This window comes from Frankia sp. CeD, from assembly GCF_000732115.1.
In the GTDB taxonomy this organism is placed as follows: Bacteria; Actinomycetota; Actinomycetes; order Frankiales; family Frankiaceae; genus Frankia; species Frankia casuarinae.
This window is the reverse complement of record NZ_JPGU01000003.1, coordinates 259,360-279,149: the sequence shown is the minus strand read 5'-3', so window position 1 is coordinate 279,149 and position 19,790 is coordinate 259,360. Positions and strand designations below refer to the sequence as shown.

The following is a 19,790-nucleotide window of genomic DNA, read 5'->3' as shown; positions in this document are numbered from 1 at the left end:
GTTCCTGGGAGAGTTCCACGCCCGGCTGGTCCATACCGCGTGGCGTCTCGGTCCGCACCCGGAGTTTCAGGATCTACGGCTGCGCCAATGGGCGCACCAACTCGGCTTCAACGGCCATTGGCTCACCAAATCACGCGGCTACTCCACCACCTTCGCGGCACGCCGGACGGCCCGGCGTACCTGGCGGCGCACCCACGTGAACGGCGAGGAACGCCCGGCCCTCGACGCCTTCGNCCGACCCGACGACACCGACGAAACCGTGATCATCCCCACCTGGCGGTACCNCTCCTCCGGCTACACCAACAACGGCGACCGATGGCTCGCATCCATGGCCGCAGACCAAGCCCGGTCACGGAGAGAGGTTGCCCGTGATCATCGTTCGGCGGCGTGAGAGGAGGGGATCGGGAGTGCGTGATGGTGAGATTTCCGTGGCATGGTACACGGTCCGTCAGGTGGCGGNCATGCTCGGGTTCGGGCTGAGCAAGACAAAAATGCNGGTCAAGACGGGTGAGCTGCGTTCTCTGAAGGATGGAGGGCATCGGCGCATCCTCCCCGAGTGGGTGGATGAATACGTGGCGCGTCGGGTGGAGGAGGCCGCTGTATGAACGAGTCGAAACAAAAGCGGACTCGCGCGAACGGTGAGGGATCGATTTACCCGTACCGGAATGGCTTCGCCGCGTACGTGTGGGTGACCACACCTGATGGGAAGTCACGGCGGAAGTACGTGTACGGGCAGACCAGGGAGATCGTTCACGAAAAGTGGATCAAACTACACTCGACGGCTCGACAGGGACCCATGCCGACACGATCGGTGACGGTGGCGGTATTCGTTGCTCGGTGGCTGAGTGAGGTGGTGGAGCCGAACCTTGCTCCGCTGACGTACTCGACATACGAGACGCTGGCGAGGCTGTACATCGTTCCGGGTCTGGGTGCCAAGCGGCTCGACCGGCTGACGGTCCGGGACGTACAGAAGTGGGTCAACGGGCTTCAGCGGGCCTGCCAGTGCTGCGCACAGGGCAAGGATGCTCGGCGGCCGGAGAGGCGGCGTCGGTGCTGTGCGCTCGGCCGGTGCTGTGGGCAGACCATCTCCGCCCGGACACTGAAGGACGTTCGGGGCGTGCTGCGGTCCGCGTTGACGCACGCTGGTCGCGAGGAGTTGGTGTCCAAGAACGTTGCCGGCCTGGTCAAGGTTCCGAAGGTCAGGGCGCGACGTCGGAAGGCGTGGACCACGGATGAGGCGCGGATCTTTCTGGAGTCGGCCCGTGGTGATCGGTACTACGCCGCGTACGTCCTGATCGTCGTTCTCGGCTTCCGTAAGGGGGAGGCGCTGGGGCTGCCGGACGTGACCGATGACGGGCCGGAGGAGTTGGCGGTGGAGTGGCAGCTTCAACGGGTCCGGGGGCAGCTTCTGCATCGAGAGACGAAGACGGCGGGATCGGACGCCACGCTGCCCCTGCCGCAGATCTGCCGTACGGCGATCGCTGAGAGGCGGAGGCTGCGGGCGGAGGATCGGAAGGCTGCGGGGGCTGCCTGGCAAGAGTCAGGACTGTTCACCACGGGACGCTTCGGCACCGCGGTGGAGCCTCGGACGTTCGACCGGGCGTTCGCTCTGCGGGTACAGAAGGCGGGGGTGCCTCGGATCACAGTGCACGACGCCCGGCGGACCTGTGCGTCGCTGCTGGTGGATCTCGACGTGCACCCACGGGTGATCATGCGCATCCTGCGGCACGCGAACATCGACGTGACGATGGAGATCTACGCGCAAGCGTCGTCCACGGCCACGCGGGAGGCGTTGAACCGGCTAGGCGAAAGTCTTGATCGGTAGGGCCGTTGCTGTACTTCGCTGCTGTACACGCGTCAGGGGTATGATCCAAACTTGCGGATCATGACCCTGACCTGGGTCGGGGTGGCGGGATTCGAACCCACGACCTCTTCGTCCCGAACGAAGCGCGCTACCAAGCTGCGCCACACCCCGCGACCGAGATGAAGCATACCCGACGGCTCAGTGGTCCGACGGGGTGGGGTCGCCGGCCGGCACCAGGGTGAGCAGGGTCGCCTCCGGCCGGCAGCCGAGGCGCAGCGGCGCGAACGGGGACGTGCCCAGCCCGGACGACACGTGCAGCCAGGACGACCGCCCGTCGACCTCGTGACGGGACAGCCCGCGAACCCGNGCCCGGTCCAGCCCGCAGTTGGTCACGAGCGCCCCGACCCGGGGCAGCCGGATCTGACCCCCGTGCGTGTGCCCCGAAAGGGTGAGCCCCACCCCGTCCGCTGTGAACGCGTCGAGGACCCGCGGTTCCGGGGTGTGCGACAGTCCCAACGCGAGCTCAACGCCGGGCTCCGGGGGGCCGGTCACGACCGCGAGCTGGTCGCGGCGCAGCCGGGCGTCGTCCACGCCACGCAGGTCGATCCGGCGACCGCCGACCTCGATGACCGCCCGCACGTTGGTCAGCTCGGTCCACCCGCTGGCGGCGGCGAGACCACCGGCGAAAGCCGCCCAGTCCAGCGGAGCGCCCCTGGGATGGGCCTCGTCGCCCCGCCGGAGGTAGCGGTGCGGGCTCTTCAGGGTCGGGACGAAGTAGTCGTTGTTCCCCGGTACGAAGACCCCGGGAAACGAGTAGAGCGGCTCCAGCGCGGCGAGCAGGGGATCCCGGGCATCGGCCGCAGACAGCACGTCACCGGTCAGGGCGACCAGGTCGGGGACGAGCCGGGCCAGGTCCCCCAACCAGGCGAGCTTGCCGTACTGACGGGGGGTGACGTGCAGGTCGGAGATGTGCAGCACGCGCAGGGGGCGCGCGCCGGCCAACAGCACCGGGATCCGCACCCNCCGCNGGGTGTACGCCGTGCGCTCGTACANCCCGCCGTAGGCCGACACGAGCGCCCCCACCGCCGCGACACCCACGAGAGTCCTCGCCGCTGTGTGACGTGCGTTCATCGTCCCAGTCTCACCCACCGCGGGCGGGGACCTGCCGCCACCCGGCCCGGTTCCGCGCGCCGCGCCGCGCACCACCGGGCGCCGCGCACCACCGGGCGCCCCGCCGACGGAACCGGCGTGACCACCCTGCCCGCAGACCATAGGCTCCGGTGGTTATGAGCACCCTCAAGGAACGTCTGCGCGCCGATTTGACCGTCGCGATGAAGTCCCGTGACGAGCTGCGGACGTCCACTCTGCGGCTGGCCCTGGCCGCGGTGAAGGATGCGGAGGTGGCCGGCAGCTCCGCGCGGGTCCTCGACGACCCGGAGGTCTCGAAGGTCCTGACCCGCGAGGTGAAGAAGCGCCGGGAGGCGGCCGACGCCTACGCCGCGGCCGGTCGCGGCGACCAGGCGGACCGAGAGCGGGCCGAGGGCGAGGTGCTCGAGGAGTACCTGCCGAAGCAGCTCGGCGACGACGAACTGGCCACGATCATCGACCAGGTACTCGCGGGTCTGGATGTCAGCGGTCCACGAGCGATCGGTCCCGCCATGAAGTCCGTGCAGGCCGCGGTCGGCGGCCGGGCCGACGGCGGCCGGGTCGCCGCACTCGTGAAGGCCCGGTTGGCGGGCGGCTGAACGAGCCGCGTGGCCCGCTCAGCGCCGCCGGCGCCCGCCCTGGCCCCGGCCATCCGTCCCGTCCAACGGCCCCGAGCCGCCTGAAGCGTTCAGCTGCCGACGCAGATCCGTGCCCGGCTGGCCGCCCCCGGCCGGTTGGCCGTCATTCGGCTGGGCGAGCGCTCCGAAGCCGGGTAGCGTCGATCCACCCGGCAGGACGGCCGTGCCGGTCAGCCCCCCGGAGATCTGCAGGGTGACCTCGGTGTTGAGCGAGACCTCGCTGCCCGGGGCGGGCGACATCGCCACGACGGTGCCGGGGGGCGCCGGATGCGGGACCGGCTGCGACCTGACATGGAAGCCCAGCTGGACGAGCGTCTGCTCGGCGACCTGCTGCGGCTGCCCGACCACGTCCGGCAGTGCCTTCGTCGGCACCTCGGGTTGGGTGTCGTCCGGGGTCGGCAGCGGTTCGACCGGTAGTCCGAGACCGGCGATCGTCCGGATCATCGTGCGGGACCACACCTGGGCGGGATATCCGCCACCGAAGACGTTGCGACCCTTCACATTAATCAGGGGATGCGACGTCGGTCCGCGCGGGTCCGCGAGGGTCACCGCCGCGGCGAGCTGGGGGATGTAACCCGCGAAGGAGGCGGTGCTGAACCCCTCCGCGGTGCCGGTCTTGCCGGCGGCCGGCCGGCCGATCTGCCCGTTCCCGCTGGCCGTCCCGTGGTTGATAACCCCCTGCAGCACGGCGCTGACCTTGTCCGCAATCTTCGGGTCGAGCGCCTGCTGGCAGGGAGCGCCGGTGTCGAAGGGAAGCGGCCGGTCCGTCCCGCCCACCCGCTGGGTGATCGCGAGCACGGCCCGCGCGTCGCACTTCCTGCCCCGCGCGGCCAACGTCGCGTAGGCGGTCGCCAGATCGAGGGTGCTGATCTCGTTGGATCCGAGGATGGAGGAGCCGTCGACCCGGGTGATCCCGTCCACCCCCCTGCATTCGGGATCGTTGTTGTTGTGCTGCCGGATCCGGCACGAGGTGACGCCCATACGGCGGGCCACCTCGGCCGTCTTCAGCACGCCCAGCTTCTCGGCGAGCTGGATGTAGTAGGTGTTGACCGATGACCAGGTTGCGGTCGTCAACGAGTAGAAACCGTCCTCGCTGGGATCGGCGTTTCCGTAGCAGTTCTTGCCCTGGGGATCCGGGTTCGGGAAGACGTTCGAGTGGTAGCAGAGGGGGGCGTGCAGCGTCGTGGAAAGCGGTAGTCCCGATTCGAGCGCGGAGATCAGAGTGAACACCTTGTAGGTCGATCCCGGGGAGAACGAGTCCTCGTCGACGGGATAAATCTCCTTGGTGTGGACGAAGTCCGTGGACAGGGCGGCGGGCTGTCCGTCCGCCGTCGGTCCGTAGACCCGGTTGATCGCCAGGGCGAGCACCTGGCCGGTGTTCGGCTGCACCATCGCGACGCTCGCCGCCACCCGGTTCCCGATCGGGATGACCTCGGTCGCGGCCGACTGCGCCGCCTGTTGCGCCACCGGGTCCAGCGTCGTTCTGATCGTGAGGCCGCCCTCGAACAGTAGTCTGCGCGCGTCCTCCTCCGTCGGGGCGAAGGATCTGTCGTTCAGCAGCCGCTGGCGCACGAGGGCGCAGAAGAACGGCGCGGTCGAGTCGGCGCAGGGATCGGCCGAGTGGGGCTGCCGGTTGAGCACCACCTCGCCATCGTGCGCCTGATGAAAGGCCGCCGCGTCGATGTGATGAAGTTCGAACATGCGGTCGAGGACTACGTTGCGCCGTTCCCGTGCCGCCTGCGGATGTATCGCCGGGTTGAAGGCGTTCGGGTTTTTCACCAGGCCGGCCAGCAGCGCGGCCTGCGGCAGGGTGAGCTTGTCGACGTCGACGTTGAAGTAGTGCCGCGCGGCTACCTGGACCCCGTACGCACCATCGCCGAAGTAGGCGATGTTGAGATAACGCTCGAGAATCTCGTCCTTGCTCAGATGGGCTTCGAGGTACAGCGCATAACGCGCCTCCCGAAGCTTGCGCTGGACGGTCTGCTCGGTCGCGGCCTTCTTCGCCTCAGCCGTCGTCGCGGACATCAGAAGAACGTTCTTGACGTACTGCTGGGTCAGGGTCGAGCCGCCCTGGGTGACCTCGCCGTTCTCCCGGTTGGTGAGATACGCCCGGACGAGACCCTTGTAATCCAGCCCGTCGTGCTCGTAGAACCGGGAATCCTCGATGTCGATGATCGCCTGACGCATCACCGGCGGAACCCGGCCCAAGGACACGACCTCACGGTCCTGCTCCCCGCGCAGCACGGCGAGGACGTTCCCCCGCGCGTCGAGGACGCGCGACGCCTGGGCCAGCGGGGGGACCGTCAGGTTGGCCGGCAGGTCGAGGAAGTCGTCCGCGCCGCCCTTGACGGTCAGTCCGGCCGCTCCCACCACCGGCAGGGCCAGCATGCCGACGAGCACCCCCGCCACCACGCTGATCACGCCGGCGCCGAGCAGCCGCGTGGCCACGAACCCCAGCCGGCGGGCCGATGATGCGATGGGACGAGGCTCAGGCCGGTCGACGTCGCCGAAGCGGAGTTCGTCAGGCCCGTACGGGCGCCCCGGTACACGGTCGCGGGCGGAATCCTCGAACCGCCCACGACCGGGCGTGGGGTGCCCAGGGGGCGCGGTCATCCAGGGACCTCCGTCCAGCCAGGCTGGGACACCCGTCGGAGCATACGGGCCAACATTTGATCAACAAGCGCCACCCCCGCCGCCCCGATTTCCACGAACGCCACAAGGCGGCGGCCCATCGCAGCCGATAATGCCGTGAGCTGGGACGCCGCAGTTCCAGCCCCGGCCGGCGACCCTGCCGGTCCCGGGCGCGCCCCGGACGACCGTGACAACCTCCACACCCGCTGCCCCGCCGCCCACGCNCCATACCTCCACTTTCGGGCGTCATCTCAATTNCGGCCCCACATTAGGGCAATCTCGTCAAAACGGAAACGAAGCGATGAAAAACCTACATTATCTCTGAGTCGATACCTCATTGTCACGCAACAGACATACGGAGGTCACAGACCGCACTACCATGGCGATCCGGATCAATGGCCCGGACTAGTCATTTGGACAACCACCCGTNTGGGGTCTGTGCCGTGGCCACGCCACTCCGTACGGTTTCGGGTCAACGCCACGTCACCACCCGCACGGGCCCCCTGACCCGGACTCGAGAAGAAAGGCAGGTGGCATGACCAGAAGCCTGACCTCCACCGTCAGCACGCCACGCCGTGCCAACACGACCCATCTCGTGGGTTCCGCCGTCGACGGCGACTGGACGGCTCACGCCGCCTGTCGCGACCTCGACCCGGATGAGCTGTTCGTCCAGGGCGCCGCCCAGAACCGGGTGAAGACCCGGTGCTTCGGCTGCGCCGTCCGCACCGAGTGCCTCGCGGACGCTCTCGACAACCACGTCGAGTTCGGCGTCTNGGGGGGCATGACCGAACGGGAACGTCGCGCGCTGCTACGTCGCCGCCCAGACGTCACGTCCTGGCGGAAGCTGCTCACGGACGCCCAGGCCGACCNCAGATCGGCCTCCGCCGGCTGATTCAGCGGTGGTCCGACCAGTCCCCAAGGCCGATCGGATCCTTCGCCGGCTATCCCCCGCCCGAGGACAACGTCGTCCCGGTCCGGGATCACGCACATCCGCTGTCGACCGCGTTCTCTCACCCGGATGAACCGGGCTCGCCGATCAAGCTGATCAAGCGGTCCGATCCAGCCGTTCGTCACGCGCGAGCGCATCGCCGATCTCCCGCAGTCCGACGAGATCGTGCACGTCTTCCGACAACGCCTCCACCTCCACTATCGGGGTGTCGGGGTGGGCGCTGGTGAACCGCTCCCGCAGCCGCGCCTCCCGGCTCGCCAACCGGACCCGATCGGCGTGGATGCGCAGCACCGCGGCGGCAAGCGGATGCTCCCCGTGCTCCTCGAGGTTCTCGGCGGCGGCAAGGCTGCGCTCGATGTTGAGCGCCTCGGCATCGCTGTGGTGCATCCGGTTCACGACCAGTCCGGCGAGGGGCATCCCCTCCGCATCGAGCCGATCGACGAAGTAGGACGCCTCCCGTAGCGCCGCGGCCTCGGGTGCGGCGACCACGATGAACGAGGTGCCGGGATCGCCGAGCAGGCGGTAGGTCTCCTCCGCCCGCGCCCGGAAGCCACCGAACATCGTCTCCAGCGCCGCCACGAACTGGCTGACGTCGGTCAGCAGCTGGGCGCCGAGCACCTTGGTGAGGACTCGGGTGAACACGCCGAGGCCGGCGCCGAGCACCTTCACGTACGCCCGCCCGCCGGCCTTCGCCGGCGCGAGCAACAGTCGTAGCAGCCTTCCATCGAGGAAGGCCCCGAGCCTCGTCGGAGCATCGAGGAAGTCCAGCGCCGACCGGGTCGGGGGCGTATCGACCACGATCAGATCCCACGTGCCGGTGGCGTCGAGCTGGCCGAGCTTCTCCATCGCCATGTACTCCTGGGTGCCGGCGAAGGAGGACGACAGCGACTGGTAGAAGGGGTTGGCAAGGAGGGCCTCGGCCCGCTCGGAGGTGCTGTGCGCCAGGACGATCTCGTCGAACGTCCGCNTCATGTCCAGCATCATCGCGTCGAGACGACCACCGGCGGCACCGTCGACCCCGGCCACCTCGCGTGGGGTGTTGTCGAGCGCGGTCAGGCCCAGGGCCTGGGCGAGTCGCCGCGCCGGGTCGATCGTCAGGACGACGACGTTGCGCCCGCGCTCGGCCGCCCGCAGCGCGAGCGCCGCGGCCATGGTCGTCTTGCCGNCCCCNCCCGAGCCACAGCAGACCACGATCCGTTCCGTGTCGAGCATCGCGTCGACGTCGAGCAGTGGCACGCCGGCCGGATGCGGACGCGTCCGGCGCGCTCCCGGCCCGCCGCGACGCGCCGCCGACTGCCGGACGCTCCCCGCTGCCGGCCTTCGCCGCCCGGCGGACGGTGCCCCGGGTTCCCGCCGTGGTGCACCGGGTGACGGGCGCGCGGGGCTCATGCCACCATCTGCTGCGCCCGCAGCATCTCCGCGAACCGGTAGACGGTGCCGAGGTCGACGCCATCCGCGACCAGCGGCACCTCATACACGGGACGACCCAGCCCGGCAATCTCCGCACGCTCAGCCGCCTCCAGCGCGACGCGATCGGCGTGCTGGGCCGCCTCCCAGGCCAGCGCCTCGACCAGCTCAGGGGTGGGCTCCATCCCAGCCTCCTTGATCCCGGCGGCAATCTCCTCCCGGTCCAGCTCCCCGCGCCGGGCCAGACGGGACTCCTTCGCGCGCAGCAGGGGTGGGCGGGTCATGTTGACCACCACACCGCCGAGCGGCAGGCCGGCGCGGGTCAGCTCGGCCACGCCGTCCACCGTCTCCTGCACCGGCATCTCCTCGAGGAGGGTGACCAGATGCACGGCGGCCCGATCGGGCGCCAGCACGGCCATCACGCTGTCGGCCTGGGCCCGGATCGGCCCGACCTTGGCCAGCCCCGCCACCTCCGCGGTGACATTGAGAAACCGGGTGATCCGGCCGGTGGGCGGCGCGTCGAGCACCACCGCGTCGTAGGCCAGCCCTCCCGGGCGGGTGGCGTCGGGCCGGTTGACCGCCTCCTTGACCTTGCCGGTGAGCAGCACGTCGCGAACCCCGGGAGCGATGGTCGTGGCGAAGTCCACCGCGCCGATCCTGTCCAGGGCCCTCCCGGCCCGCCGCAGGTTGTAGAACATCTCCAGATACTCCAGCAGGGCCTCATCCGCGTCGATCGCCAACGCGAACACCTCCCCGCCGCCGGGGGCGCTGGCCACCTTGCGCTCCCGGTAGGGCAACGGAGGGGTGTCGAACAGCTGCGCGATCTGCTGCCGACCCTCGACCTCGGTGAGCAGGACTCGACGACCACCGCTCGCAAGCGCCACGGCCAGCGCGCCGGCCACGGTCGTCTTGCCGGTCCCGCCCTTGCCGGTGACGATGTGCAACCGCCGGTCCCACGGACCGGCCACCTCGCCGCTCGCTTCCTTGATCACGGTGTTCTCGCTGTCGATCACAGCGTTCTCGCTGTCGGTCACGGTGTTCTCGCCGTTCACAAGCTTGACCGTACCCGCGTGCACGGTCCCCACCACGGTGGTGAGCCGGGAGAAAACCCGCGGCGCACCGCGGGGCGAGCCAAGGTAGGGGATGTGGGGAGAGGTGACCGGAACGATGCGGCGGCGAAGGCTCGGGCCCGGTGACACGGGTGTCCGGAACCGTCGGCGCGATGCTCTAAGGTCCGGTGTCATGCAGACGAAGTGGGAGTACGTGACGGCGCCGGTACTGATCCACGCCACCAAGCNGATTCTCGACAACTGGGGTGAGGACGGCTGGGAGCTGGTCCAGATCGTTCCCGGTCCCAACCCCGAGAGCCTCGTCGCCTACTTCAAGCGTCCCAGGAGTCAGTCCTGACATGGCCGCACCGAGCGAACGCCTGGCGGCGCTGGGCCTGACGCTGCCGCCGGTCCCGACCCCGGCCGGCGCCTACCTCCCCGCGGTCCGGGCGGGCAGCCTGATCTGGACGGCCGGTCAGCTTCCGCTGGTGGACGGCCGGCTGGCCCGAACCGGCCTGGTGGGCGCGGGCGCCGAGGTAACCGTCGAGCAGGCCGCGGAGCTCGCCCGGACGGCCGCGCTCAACGCGCTGGCGGCGGCGTCGTCGGTGGCCGGCGGACTCGACGGGATCACCCGGATCATCAAGGTGGTTGGATTCGTCGCGAGCGCCCCCGGCTTCACTGGCCAGCCAACGGTCGTCAACGGGGCGAGTGAGCTGCTCGCAGCGGTCTTCGGCGAGGCCGGTCAGCATGCCCGCTCGGCCGTCGGCGTCTCGGCGCTGCCGCTGGGCGCACCGGTCGAGATCGAACTGGTGCTNGGGGGGTAGGCCAGTCCCGCCGGTGCCGGCCTCGGGGTTGCGGCGGCGCGCCGCGGCCAACAGGACAAACAAACCCCGCCTCGCCACCAACGGCTCTAGCATCTGGGCAATGGTCGACCACAAGGCTGCCCTGATCGCTCGGCTGCGCTGGTCCCCGGCCGACGGAGGCCGCCGCGACGGGGTGACGGCGCGCCATCCGTCCGCGCCGNCCGCAGCGGTGCGCGACGCCTCGACGGTCGTGCTGCTGCGCGACGCGCCGGGTAACCAGGGGATCGAGGCCTACCTGCTGCGCCGGGCGGCGACCATGGCATTCGCCGGTGGGATGTACGCATTCCCAGGTGGACGAGTAGATCCGGCCGATATGGGGCCAGACGTGCCCTGGGCGGGCCCATCGGTCGCCGAGGTCATGCACGCGCTCGACGCCGATCCCGCACTCGCCCNCGCGCTCGTCTGTGCGGCCGTACGGGAGACCTTCGAGGAGTGCGGGATCCTGCTGGCCGGCGCGGTGGCGGGCGAGGACGGCAGGCTCGGCGGCGGCCCGGAGGCGCTCAGCGATCAGGTCCGGGCCGCCGAGCGCCTCGCACTGGAACGGCACGAGCTCGGCCTGAGCGCCCTGCTCCGCAAATACTCCCTCGTGCTGCGGGCCGATCTCCTCGCGCCCTGGGCCAGATGGGTGACGCCCGAGATCGAGCCGCAACGGTACGACACCAGGTTCTTCGTCGCGGCACTTCCCACCGGCCAGCATCCCGGCCAACCCTCCAGCGAGGCGGACCGGATGCAGTGGATACGCCCTGCGGACGCCCTCGAACGCCATAGGGCCGGGACCATGGACATGCTGCCACCCACCGCGTTCACCCTCGCCGAACTATCCGAATACGCCGACGTCGCGGCGGTGCTGGCCGCCGCCCACGCCCGCGACCTGTCGCCGATCATGCCGAGGATTCTGGTCAGCGGCGGCGAAGCACGCCTCCTGCTGCCGCATGACGAGGCGTACGACGACCCGGGAAACCATGACGACCTGCGGGATGCGGGCCCCGCCGACCCGGCGTGGCAATAGCCATGGCCGTGCCCCGACAGATCACTCCCCTGGCCGCCGTGCTTCTCGCTNCGAATCCGGGCCCGATGACGCTCGACGGCACCAACACCTGGATCCTGCGCGCCGCCGGCGAGGAGGGGTGTGTGGTCGTGGACCCCGGCCCGGACCACGCCGGACATCTGGCGACGGTCGCGGCGGCCGGCCGCGTCGATCTGATTCTGCTGACCCACGGCCATGTCGACCACAGTGCCGGCGCGGCCACGTTGCACGATCTCACCGGCGCCCCGGTCCGGGCGCTCGACCCCGTCTTCCGGCTGGGATCGGAGGGGCTCACGGCCGGCGATGTGATCGCCACGGCCGGCGTCGAGCTCCGGGTCCTCCCCACCCCGGGGCACACCGCCGACTCGTTGTCGTTCCTTCTACTCGGGGAAGACAAGCCGCTCGGGGAAGACAAGCACTCCGCGGATTGCCGGGACCGGGCGGAGTCGGGCCCGACCTCCGGCGACCTCCCGCCCGGTCCGGCGGTGCTGACCGGAGACACGATTCTCGGGCGTGGCAGTACCGTGGTCGCTCACCCGGACGGCCGTCTCGGTGACTACCTGGACAGCCTGCGGCTGCTGCGGGAACTCGGCGAGACCACCGTGCTGCCCGGCCACGGCCCCGAACTGCCCGCGGCTGGCCGCGCGGCCGAGCGCTATCTGGCTCACCGCCACAACCGGCTCGACCAGGTGCGGCGTGCTCTGGTGGACGCCGGGGTCGACGCCGCGGAGGCGGACGCGGCCGACGTGGTCCGCCGGGTCTACGCGGACGTCGACCGCGCCCTGTGGTTCGCGGCGGAACTGTCGGTCCGCGCCCAGCTGACCTATCTGCGGGAGCATCCCGACGGCGCCTGATCAGCCCAGTCGACCAGCCGATGGCGAGCGGCACGTCCGTGGCAGCGGTAGCCGGACGGCCGCCTCACGCCACCGAGAGGTTCCGGGAGGCCACTAAGAGATACCGGGCCGATATCACGCAGCGGTATCGCAGCAGCATCGACGCGGCTGCGGTCGGTCATCCGACAAGACGGGATTCGAGGAAGGAGACCCAGGCCACTAAACTCTGGCACGGAGGGAACCGCCCGTGCGCAGGATGACGATTTCGACCAGCCGAAAACCGGGCGACCGGTCCGGCCCCCTACCCACCGGCCACCCGGACGGGAGGCCCCAGCCATGGTGATCACAGCTCCGCACACGGGCCCGCTACGGTGCCCCCGGTGCAGCTCGGCGGCCGTTCCGGGCGGACGATTCTGCTACCACTGCGGCTTGGAGTTCACCTCGGTCGAGAGTCCCGCGGTGGATGCTTCCGAGCGCCGGGTCGTCACCGTTCTGTTCGGTGATCTGTCCGACTTCACCGCCTGGGCGGAGGATCGCGATCCGGAACGCGTCGGGGAGATGACCGATCGGGTCCTCGCCGCCCTCGCCCACGAGATCGACGAGGTCGGCGGCCGCGTCGACAACCTTACCGGTGACGGCATCATGGCCGTCTTCGGGGCTCCCACCGCCCATGAGGACGACCCTGAACGTGCCGTTCGGGCCGCCGCCGCGATGCAGGAGACCGTTCGTCGGCTGGTGCTCACCTCCACGGGGGGTGACGATGACGGCCGGCTCGGCCTGCGGGTGGGCGTCAACACCGGCGAGGTCCTCGCGGGGGTGCAGGCCGCGCTCTCCTACACCGTGATCGGCGATACCGTGAACACCGCCGCCCGATTGTCGGCCGCGGCCACGATCGGCACCGTCTACGCCGGTCGGGAGACCGCGCTCGCCACCCGGTCCGTGGCCACCTGGCGAGAGCTGCCCGACCTGGTCCTCAAGGGCAAGCGGGAGCCCGTCCCAGCCTATGAGCTGGTGAGCCTGCGCCCGTCGAACGTCGCCCGCCCCGGACTCGCCGACGACGCCATGTTCCTCGGCCGGGACNCCGAGCTCGCCTCGCTGACCGATCTGTTCGACCTGGTCGTCGCCAACCAGTCACCCGAGGTGGCACTGATCACCGGGGAGGCCGGGATCGGCAAGACCCGCTTGGCCATCGAGCTCGCCTGTCGGGCGGAGCGGACCCCCGGCACGACGGTGCTCTGGGGACGGACGGTCCGGCACGGTGACGGCCGCGGGCTGGCGCCCCTGGTCGACGTCGTTCGCAACGCGTGCGGGGTGACCGACGGTGACTCTCTCGACCGGGTGGCCAACCGCGTCCGGCGAACTGTGGCGGGGCTGGCGCATCCNCNCAGCGGNGCCCGGCTGCCACCCGGCATCGCCGACCGGCTGCTGCTGCTGCTCGGCGTTCCGCTCGACCGGCGGCCCGCCGTCGCCACCGCGGCGGCTCCGGGGGATCCGGCAGCCCGGGCCTCGCACATCGCGGAGGCCGAACAGCGGTCCGTCGACGCGACGGTGGACGCGGTCGCCCTGCTCCTCGGCGCGCTCGCGTCCTCCGGGCCCATCCTGGTCATGATCGACGATCTGGAATGGGCGACCAGCCAGCTCAGCGACGCGATGAGCCGGCTGGCCTCGGCGTTGTCCGGGCCGATTCTGCTTGTGCTGCTGGACCGGACGGGTCCACGGCTCGCCGGACTGCCCCACATCCATCGCATCGCCCTGCGACCGCTGAGCCTCGAGGCCTCCAGCCGCCTGTTGCAGGATCATCTCGGCGGGGTGCAGCTGGAGCCCCGCGGCCGGGCCGATCTGCTCTCCCGGGTGCATGGCAACCCCTTCTTCCTGGTGGAGCTGCTCAACCTGCTGATCGACCGCGGAATGCTGCACCAGTCGGCCGAGACGACCAATGGGGAGTGGCCGGGCTGGGTCCTCGAGGGCTCCCTGACGGAGGCGACTCTTCCCGCCGGGGTGCAGTCGGTGTTGGCCGCCCGCATCGACGATCTCGACCCGGTGGCCAAGGCGGTACTGCGCGCGGCGGCGGTGCTCGGCCCGCGGTTTCCCGCCGAGGCGCTGCCGGTGGTCGACGAACGGCCCGCCGAGGAGGTCACCCGCGCGCTGCGGGTACTGACCGAGCGCCAGCTCGTCCGGCCGCCCCGGGCGACGGAGACGAGGTGGCGGTTCGTCCATCCCATGGCCCGCGACGCCGCCTACGCCGGGCTACCCAAGGTCGAGCGGGCCCGTCGGCATGCCACGGCGGCGCGCTGGGGGGTGACAGCGATGGTCGGCAGCTCGCGGGCCGTCTCCACCTTCGTTGCGAACCACGCCCTGCGGGCCTATGACCTGGCCGCATCGATGAACCTTCCCATCACCGATCCAGCCTGGTCATCCCGGATGTCCGGGTTCCACGCACATGTCCGGCTGGCGCGCGAGGCGCTAGCCCGAGACGATCATCGAGCTGCCGCCGACCTGCTGGCCAACGCGCGCCGTCTGGGCCGCGGCATCATCGACACGAACGAGGACAACGTCGTGCGGGTGCTGCACGCCGAGGCCCTGGTCGCGCTGCGCCAGCTCGATGAGGCCGAACGCACGCTACGCCCCGCGCTACGCGCCGACGCACCCGTCCGGCGGGCCGCCGCCTTCTCCGTGCTCGGCGAGCTGCGCCAGAAGCAGGGACGCGCCGAGGAGGCGGCGCAGTGCCTGCTCACCGCCCTGGAATCGGCCCAACAGGCCGGTGACGACCGTGCGGAGGCCGCCGCGTTGCGCCGGCTGGGCATGCTCGAATACAACGCTGGCCGTATCGACGCGGCGGAGGAGCGCTACCGCGAGGCCCTCGCGATCGCCCGCCAGGTCGACGATCCCCGCGGGGTCGGTTGGGCGTTGCAGCACCTGGCCTGGAGCGCCACCACCCGGGGGGACTATCCCCGCGCCGAGCGGACGCTGCGCGAGGCGTCCGCGGTGTTCGACCGGCTCGAGGACACCGGCGGCCTCGGCTGGTGCCGGGGCACGGAGGCGCTGGTGCTGCTGCTGTCCGGGCAGCTCACCCGGGCCCGCAAACTCNCCCGCGAACTGATCGAGCTAGCCAGTTCCGTGGGCGAGCAGTGGGGGATGGCCGTCTGCCTCACCATCGACGCGATAGCGGCCGCCGAGCTGGGCGACATCGCCACCGCCGAGACCCACGCGGAGCGGGCCGCTGAGCTGTTCACCAGCATCGGCGACGCGTGGGGAACAATGCTGACCCTGGTCGCCCGTGGGCTGGCGGCCCGTGGCACCGGCGAATCGGCCCGCGGGGCGGAGTACCTGGAACAGGCGTGTGCCGAGGCGGCCGCCCGCGGGCACGTCGTCGTCGGCGCGCTGGCCCGGGTGCTGCTCGGGCTGACCTGGCTCGACGCCGGCGAAGTGGACAAGGCTGGGCAGGCCGCCGAGATCGCGCAGGCGGACCTCGCGCAGCTGGAGCTGCGCCCGCATGCCCAGCTCGGGGCAAAGGTACTGGTCGCGCAGATCGCCCGGGCCCGCGGGCGGCTCGATGAGGCGACCGAGCTGTTGCGGGAGGCGTTGTCGGCAAGCGAACCGGCAACCCTGATGTTCCCCCGCCGGCAGGCGTACGCCCATCTCGCCGGCATCCTGTTGGATGCCGGGCAGCCCACCCAGGCTCTCACCGTGGCCCGGCGCGCGGTCAACGTGGATGCCGAGGACGTACGCGCCCAGGTGCTCGGTTACCGCGCGCTCGGCACCGCGCTGGTGGCCAACGGCGATCTGGAAGGCGGTCGTGCCGCCTATCTGCGGGCGCTGGCGGCCGCGACCGCCACGGGGGCTGTCAGCGAGGCGCCGCAGACCCGCAGGCTGCTGGCGAGACTGCCGGTCAGCGGGGCCGCCGACGGCGCGACCATCACTCCCGCGGGCCTGGCCGGGACGGCCGGATGAACCGCTGGAGCGGTCACCTCCCGTGGCCGGGCCTTGCGCGCGTCAACCGGCGCTCGAGGCCCCGGCGGGACCTCGAGCCGGTCGCCGGTCGCCGGTCGCCGGTCTCAGCGTGCGCGGCGGGAGAGGCGTTCGCGATCGAGCAGCACGACCGCGCGGGAGTCCAGGCGCAGCCAGCCCCGGGTGGCGAAGTCGGCGAGCGCCTTGTTCACCGTCTCCCGGGACGCGCCCACCAGCTGGGCCAGTTCCTCCTGCGTGAGTCCGTGCTCGACACGGACACCGGCGGCCTCGTTGCCGGGCTGTGCCGGCTCGCCGAAGCGTTCCGCCAAGTCGAGGAGGGCTTTCGCCACTCGCCCCGGCACATCCGTGAACACCATGTCGGCAACGTTGTCGTTGGTACGCCGCAACCGGCGGGCCAGCTCCCGCAGGAGCATCGCGCCCGCCTCCGGGCGTGATCGCAGCCAGGGACGCAACGCGGTATGTTCCAGCAACAGCAACGATGCATCCGTGACTGCCGTAGCGGTAGCCGTGCGTGGGCCGGGGTCGAACAACGACAGCTCCCCGAACAAGTCTCCGGGACCCATCACGGACAGCAGGTTCTCCCGGCCGTCGGCCGACTGACGTCCTATCTTCACCTTTCCGGACAGGACGATGAAGACCCGGTCCCCGACATCTCCTTCACGGAACAGCACGTCCCCACGGGTGACATCCTGCCGATCAAGATGGTCGGAGAGGGCCNTTCGGTCCTGCTCGGACAGCCCTACGAACAGTGGTACACGGGCAAGCAGATCCTCCACGGTCCTGAGCATGCCAGGACTANCGGCAGAGAGCACGGCCAGGGACCCCCAGATGGCCCCGACAGGCCGATCGACAGGGCTCCGNCGGGCCGATCGACACGGCCCGACCCGGACCCGACGGGCCGATCGACACGGCCTAGCCCCGCGCGGTCAGGCGGCTCGATGCTTGCCCGGCGGCGGTCGGCGCAGGCGCCGCCGGTAGCGCTCCAACGCGGCGGGGAGGCCCTGATTGACGAAGGTGCTGACCTCGTCCGGCCGGGCGTTGTCGAGGAAGCCCTCGAGGCCCTTACCGGTGTCGGCGGCATTCAACGGACGTTCCACCCGTTCCATCGCCAGCAGAAGGCCGAGAAGCAGCAGGGGAAAGGTGACCGCGGCAATGACAAACATGACCTCTCCATGGTGGCCGACCGGCGACCATCGCATGCGACCGGGGGTGGGTGTGTCGCGCATTGGCCACCTGGCCGGGGCCCGTTCGGACCACCCGGCCGCGGCGCCGGACGGGCGGATCGACCGGCAGATACGCTGCCAGACATGCCCGCAACCGTCGACGCCGCGGCCGAGACCCCGCTCGCGAAGACCCGGCGGGCTCGCCGGATAGTGCGTCTGCTGGGCGATATCCATCCCGACGCCCGCATCGCGTTGCACTTCGACAACGCTCTCGAACTGCTGGTTGCCACCGTCTTGTCGGCCCAGTGCACCGACAAGAAGGTCAACGAGGTCACTCCCGGAGTGTTCGCCCGTTATCGGACCGCAGCTGGCTATGCGGGCGCGGACCGCGCCGAACTCGAGGACATGCTGCGGCCGACCGGGTTCTTCCGTGCCAAGGCGAACTCGCTGATCGGCATCGGCGCGGCCCTGACCGAACGCTTCGACGGTGAGGTTCCACGGTCGCTGGCGGCCCTGGTGACCTTGCCGGGCGTCGGTCGCAAGACGGCGAACGTCGTGCTCGGGCATGCGTTCGACATGCCCGGAATCACCGTCGACACCCACGTCGGGCGGCTGTCCCGCCGCTTTGGGCTGACCACTCAGACCGACCCCGTCAAGGTCGAGTTGGACCTGGCGGCGCTCATCGAACAGCGGGACTGGACCATCGCCTCCGATCGCATGATCTTTCATGGGCGACGGATCTGTCACTCGCGCCGCCCGGCCTGCGGCGCCTGCGGGCTGGCCCGGCTGTGCCCGTCCTTCGGGCTCGGCCCCACCGAGCCTGCCGAGGCGGCCCGGCTGGTCCGGGGAACACGCAGCGACGTCGAAACCCTGCGATGACCGAGCTGCCAGCCAACGCCGACGGCGCCTTCGACACCGACGGGACTACCGTCCCCCCGCCCCCGGCCTGGCTGCGCGCTCTGGCGGAGAAGGCCGGGCAGGCCCTCGTGACCAGCCGGACCCATCCGGGTCATGCAGGCGCGGATGCTCGACCGGCCGCCGTACTCATCCTGTTCGGCGATGATGGCCCGGAGGGGCCGGAGGGGCCGGACATCCTCCTGCTCGAACGGGCGGCCGAGCTGCGCAGCCATGCCAGCCAGCCCGCGTTCCCCGGTGGCGCCACCGACGCGACAGACGAGTCGCGGGTGCACACAGCGCTACGCGAAGCCGAGGAGGAGGTAGGGCTCGACCCCGCGGGGGTCGAGGTGCTCGCCGTCGCATCCCCGCTCTACCTGCACGCCAGTCGTTATCTCGTGACCCCGGTGATCGGCTGGTGGCATACTCCGTGCGCGGTCGTACCCGTCGATCCCGCCGAGACGTCGTCGGTCGCCCGGGTGCCACTCGCGGAGCTGGCCGACCCGGCCAACCGGGTCATGCTGCGCCACCGCACCGGCCTCGCCGGACCCGCCTTCCGGGTCCGCGGCATGCTGGTGTGGGGCTTCACCGCGGGCATCCTCGATGTTCTTCTCCGTCTCGGCGAGTGGGAACGGCCGTGGAACGACACCGAGCTCATCGACTACCCGGTCGCGCGGGCCACGACCAGCGGGACCCCGGTCGTGCCCGCACAGACGACCAGCCCACCGGCACCGTCCCACCCACCGGCACCGTCCCACCCACCGCTACAGTCCGGTCCACTGGACAAGTCCCCGCCACTGGACAAGTCCAGCCCGCCGGCGGCACCGGCATCGCCCTGCGACGAGAGGCACAGCTGATGACCAGCACCGCGGACCGTGACCATGCGGGACCGCGACCGTCCATCCACTCCTCCCGGCAGGGGCGGTCACGACGGCCGGATGGTATCCAGCACCCGCCCGCTCGGGTGGCCTGGATGGACCGGACGGGCTGGACCAGGCGGACAACCCGGCTGGGCCGGCTCACGGTAGCCCTCGGGCTGGCACTCGGTCTGTTCCTGGGCGCCGCGGGTTGCGGAGGCTCGGGCAAGGACGGCACGTCGACGGGGCCCTCCCTCACTCCCACCGAGGGAGCGGGCGGCCTGCAGATCTTCGCCGTCACGGGCCTGCCGAACCTGCACTTCTCCGCGATGGAACTGGTGGCCAGGCCGGGGCGGATCCGCGTCGACTTCTCGGTCGCGCCGCAGTCCCCGCCGCACAACTTCGTCATTCCGCGGATTCCCGAGGCACACACGCGCATCGTCTCCGCGGGAGAGTCACAGAGCATCACCTTCTCCGTGACGGAACCGGGTAGCTACCCGGTGGTCTGCACTCTGCATCCCAACATGACAGCCACACTGAAGATCCTCTGAGTCGAACCG

General features: G+C 70.6%; 19 protein-coding genes and 1 tRNA gene. 13 read left to right on the top strand and 7 right to left on the bottom strand.

Annotation, left to right across the window (positions count from 1 at the left end):
* The 3 genes from CED_RS04090 to xerC form a co-directional block, all read left to right on the top strand.
* On the top strand, positions 1-391 hold a 391-nt coding region (locus tag CED_RS04090), incomplete at its 5' end, for a replication initiator (protein WP_035908663.1).
* A 31-nt stretch (positions 392-422) separates the two neighbouring features.
* On the top strand, positions 423-605 hold the full coding sequence (locus tag CED_RS04085) for an excisionase family DNA-binding protein (protein ID WP_369807780.1): 183 nt from the start codon (positions 423-425) through the stop codon (positions 603-605).
* Positions 602-1,825: a tyrosine recombinase XerC gene (gene xerC, locus CED_RS04080; RefSeq protein ID WP_011438628.1), complete on the top strand. Its 1,224-nt coding sequence runs from the start codon at positions 602-604 to the stop codon at positions 1,823-1,825. Before CED_RS04085 ends, xerC begins: the two co-directional genes overlap by 4 nt.
* Positions 1,826-1,901: 76 nt before the next feature.
* On the opposite strand, the gene CED_RS04075 is transcribed toward xerC, so the two are convergent.
* Both CED_RS04075 and CED_RS04070 read right to left on the bottom strand, forming a co-directional pair.
* Positions 1,902-1,975, bottom strand: a tRNA-Pro gene (locus tag CED_RS04075).
* 27 nt (positions 1,976-2,002) lie between these two features.
* Entirely contained in the window at positions 2,003-2,935 is a 933-nt protein-coding gene (locus CED_RS04070) for a metallophosphoesterase (RefSeq protein ID WP_035908699.1), read from the bottom strand.
* Between the two features lie 155 nt (positions 2,936-3,090).
* Between CED_RS04070 and CED_RS04065 the strand changes: the two genes are divergently transcribed.
* Entirely contained in the window at positions 3,091-3,549 is a 459-nt protein-coding gene (locus CED_RS04065) for a GatB/YqeY domain-containing protein (protein WP_011438630.1), read from the top strand.
* Between the two features lie 18 nt (positions 3,550-3,567).
* On the opposite strand, the gene CED_RS04060 is transcribed toward CED_RS04065, so the two are convergent.
* Positions 3,568-6,201 (bottom strand): penicillin-binding protein, encoded by a 2,634-nt coding sequence (locus tag CED_RS04060; RefSeq protein ID WP_035908661.1) that lies wholly within the window; start codon positions 6,199-6,201, stop codon positions 3,568-3,570.
* Positions 6,202-6,754: 553 nt separating this feature from the next.
* Here CED_RS04060 and CED_RS04055 point away from each other — a divergent pair.
* Positions 6,755-7,111: a WhiB family transcriptional regulator gene (locus CED_RS04055; RefSeq protein WP_035908660.1), complete on the top strand. Its 357-nt coding sequence runs from the start codon at positions 6,755-6,757 to the stop codon at positions 7,109-7,111.
* Positions 7,112-7,264: 153 nt separating this feature from the next.
* On the opposite strand, the gene CED_RS04050 is transcribed toward CED_RS04055, so the two are convergent.
* Together CED_RS04050 and CED_RS04045 are read right to left on the bottom strand one after the other, a co-directional pair.
* A complete protein-coding gene (locus tag CED_RS04050; protein ID WP_084680682.1) occupies positions 7,265-8,557 on the bottom strand; it encodes an ArsA-related P-loop ATPase in 1,293 nt (430 codons plus the stop codon).
* Positions 8,554-9,585 carry an ArsA-related P-loop ATPase gene (locus tag CED_RS04045; RefSeq protein WP_369807779.1) on the bottom strand — a complete coding sequence of 344 codons (1,032 nt, stop codon included), beginning with the start codon at positions 9,583-9,585 and terminating at the stop codon, positions 8,554-8,556. The genes CED_RS04050 and CED_RS04045 overlap by 4 nt, the downstream gene beginning before the upstream one ends.
* A gap of 232 nt (positions 9,586-9,817) precedes the next feature.
* Between CED_RS04045 and CED_RS24185 the strand changes: the two genes are divergently transcribed.
* From CED_RS24185 to CED_RS04025, 5 genes are all read left to right on the top strand, one after another.
* On the top strand, positions 9,818-9,982 hold the full coding sequence (locus CED_RS24185; RefSeq protein WP_160172360.1) for a DUF4177 domain-containing protein: 165 nt from the start codon (positions 9,818-9,820) through the stop codon (positions 9,980-9,982).
* Between the two features lies 1 nt (position 9,983).
* Positions 9,984-10,448 (top strand): RidA family protein, encoded by a 465-nt coding sequence (locus CED_RS04040; protein ID WP_011438636.1) that lies wholly within the window; start codon positions 9,984-9,986, stop codon positions 10,446-10,448.
* A 100-nt stretch (positions 10,449-10,548) separates the two neighbouring features.
* On the top strand, positions 10,549-11,496 hold the full coding sequence (locus CED_RS04035; RefSeq protein ID WP_035908659.1) for an NUDIX hydrolase: 948 nt from the start codon (positions 10,549-10,551) through the stop codon (positions 11,494-11,496).
* A 2-nt stretch (positions 11,497-11,498) separates the two neighbouring features.
* Complete coding sequence (locus tag CED_RS04030) at positions 11,499-12,368, top strand: MBL fold metallo-hydrolase (protein WP_035908658.1); 870 nt, start codon at positions 11,499-11,501, stop codon at positions 12,366-12,368.
* A 315-nt stretch (positions 12,369-12,683) separates the two neighbouring features.
* Positions 12,684-16,298: a tetratricopeptide repeat protein gene (locus CED_RS04025; RefSeq protein ID WP_035908657.1), complete on the top strand. Its 3,615-nt coding sequence runs from the start codon at positions 12,684-12,686 to the stop codon at positions 16,296-16,298.
* A gap of 104 nt (positions 16,299-16,402) precedes the next feature.
* Here CED_RS04025 and CED_RS04020 read toward each other — a convergent pair whose 3' ends face one another.
* Positions 16,403-17,092: a Crp/Fnr family transcriptional regulator gene (locus CED_RS04020; protein WP_035908697.1), complete on the bottom strand. Its 690-nt coding sequence runs from the start codon at positions 17,090-17,092 to the stop codon at positions 16,403-16,405.
* Between the two features lie 150 nt (positions 17,093-17,242).
* Entirely contained in the window at positions 17,243-17,479 is a 237-nt protein-coding gene (locus tag CED_RS04015; protein WP_023840719.1) for a hypothetical protein, read from the bottom strand.
* A gap of 144 nt (positions 17,480-17,623) precedes the next feature.
* On the opposite strand from CED_RS04015, the gene nth reads away from it, so the two are divergent.
* The 3 genes from nth to CED_RS04000 are packed head-to-tail and all read left to right on the top strand — an operon-like array spanning position 17,624 to position 19,781.
* Complete coding sequence (gene nth, locus CED_RS04010; protein ID WP_035908656.1) at positions 17,624-18,358, top strand: endonuclease III; 735 nt, start codon at positions 17,624-17,626, stop codon at positions 18,356-18,358.
* Positions 18,355-19,230: a CoA pyrophosphatase gene (locus tag CED_RS04005; protein ID WP_035908655.1), complete on the top strand. Its 876-nt coding sequence runs from the start codon at positions 18,355-18,357 to the stop codon at positions 19,228-19,230. The genes nth and CED_RS04005 overlap by 4 nt, the downstream gene beginning before the upstream one ends.
* A complete protein-coding gene (locus tag CED_RS04000; RefSeq protein ID WP_023840722.1) occupies positions 19,230-19,781 on the top strand; it encodes a hypothetical protein in 552 nt (183 codons plus the stop codon). The genes CED_RS04005 and CED_RS04000 overlap by 1 nt, the downstream gene beginning before the upstream one ends.
* Positions 19,782-19,790 lie beyond the last annotated feature (9 nt).

Excerpts from the sequence above, each read along its gene's own strand:
- xerC (WP_011438628.1), top strand. The coding sequence starts at position 602 with ATGAACGAGTCGAAACAAAAGCGGACTCGCGCGAACGGTGAGGGATCG.
- CED_RS04065 (WP_011438630.1), top strand. The coding sequence starts at position 3,091 with ATGAGCACCCTCAAGGAACGTCTGCGCGCCGATTTGACCGTCGCGATG.
- CED_RS04060 (WP_035908661.1), bottom strand. The coding sequence starts at position 6,201 with ATGACCGCGCCCCCTGGGCACCCCACGCCCGGTCGTGGGCGGTTCGAG.
- CED_RS04015 (WP_023840719.1), bottom strand. The coding sequence starts at position 17,479 with ATGTTTGTCATTGCCGCGGTCACCTTTCCCCTGCTGCTTCTCGGCCTT.
- nth (WP_035908656.1), top strand. The coding sequence starts at position 17,624 with ATGCCCGCAACCGTCGACGCCGCGGCCGAGACCCCGCTCGCGAAGACC.
- CED_RS04005 (WP_035908655.1), top strand. The coding sequence starts at position 18,355 with ATGACCGAGCTGCCAGCCAACGCCGACGGCGCCTTCGACACCGACGGG.
- CED_RS04000 (WP_023840722.1), top strand. The coding sequence starts at position 19,230 with ATGACCAGCACCGCGGACCGTGACCATGCGGGACCGCGACCGTCCATC.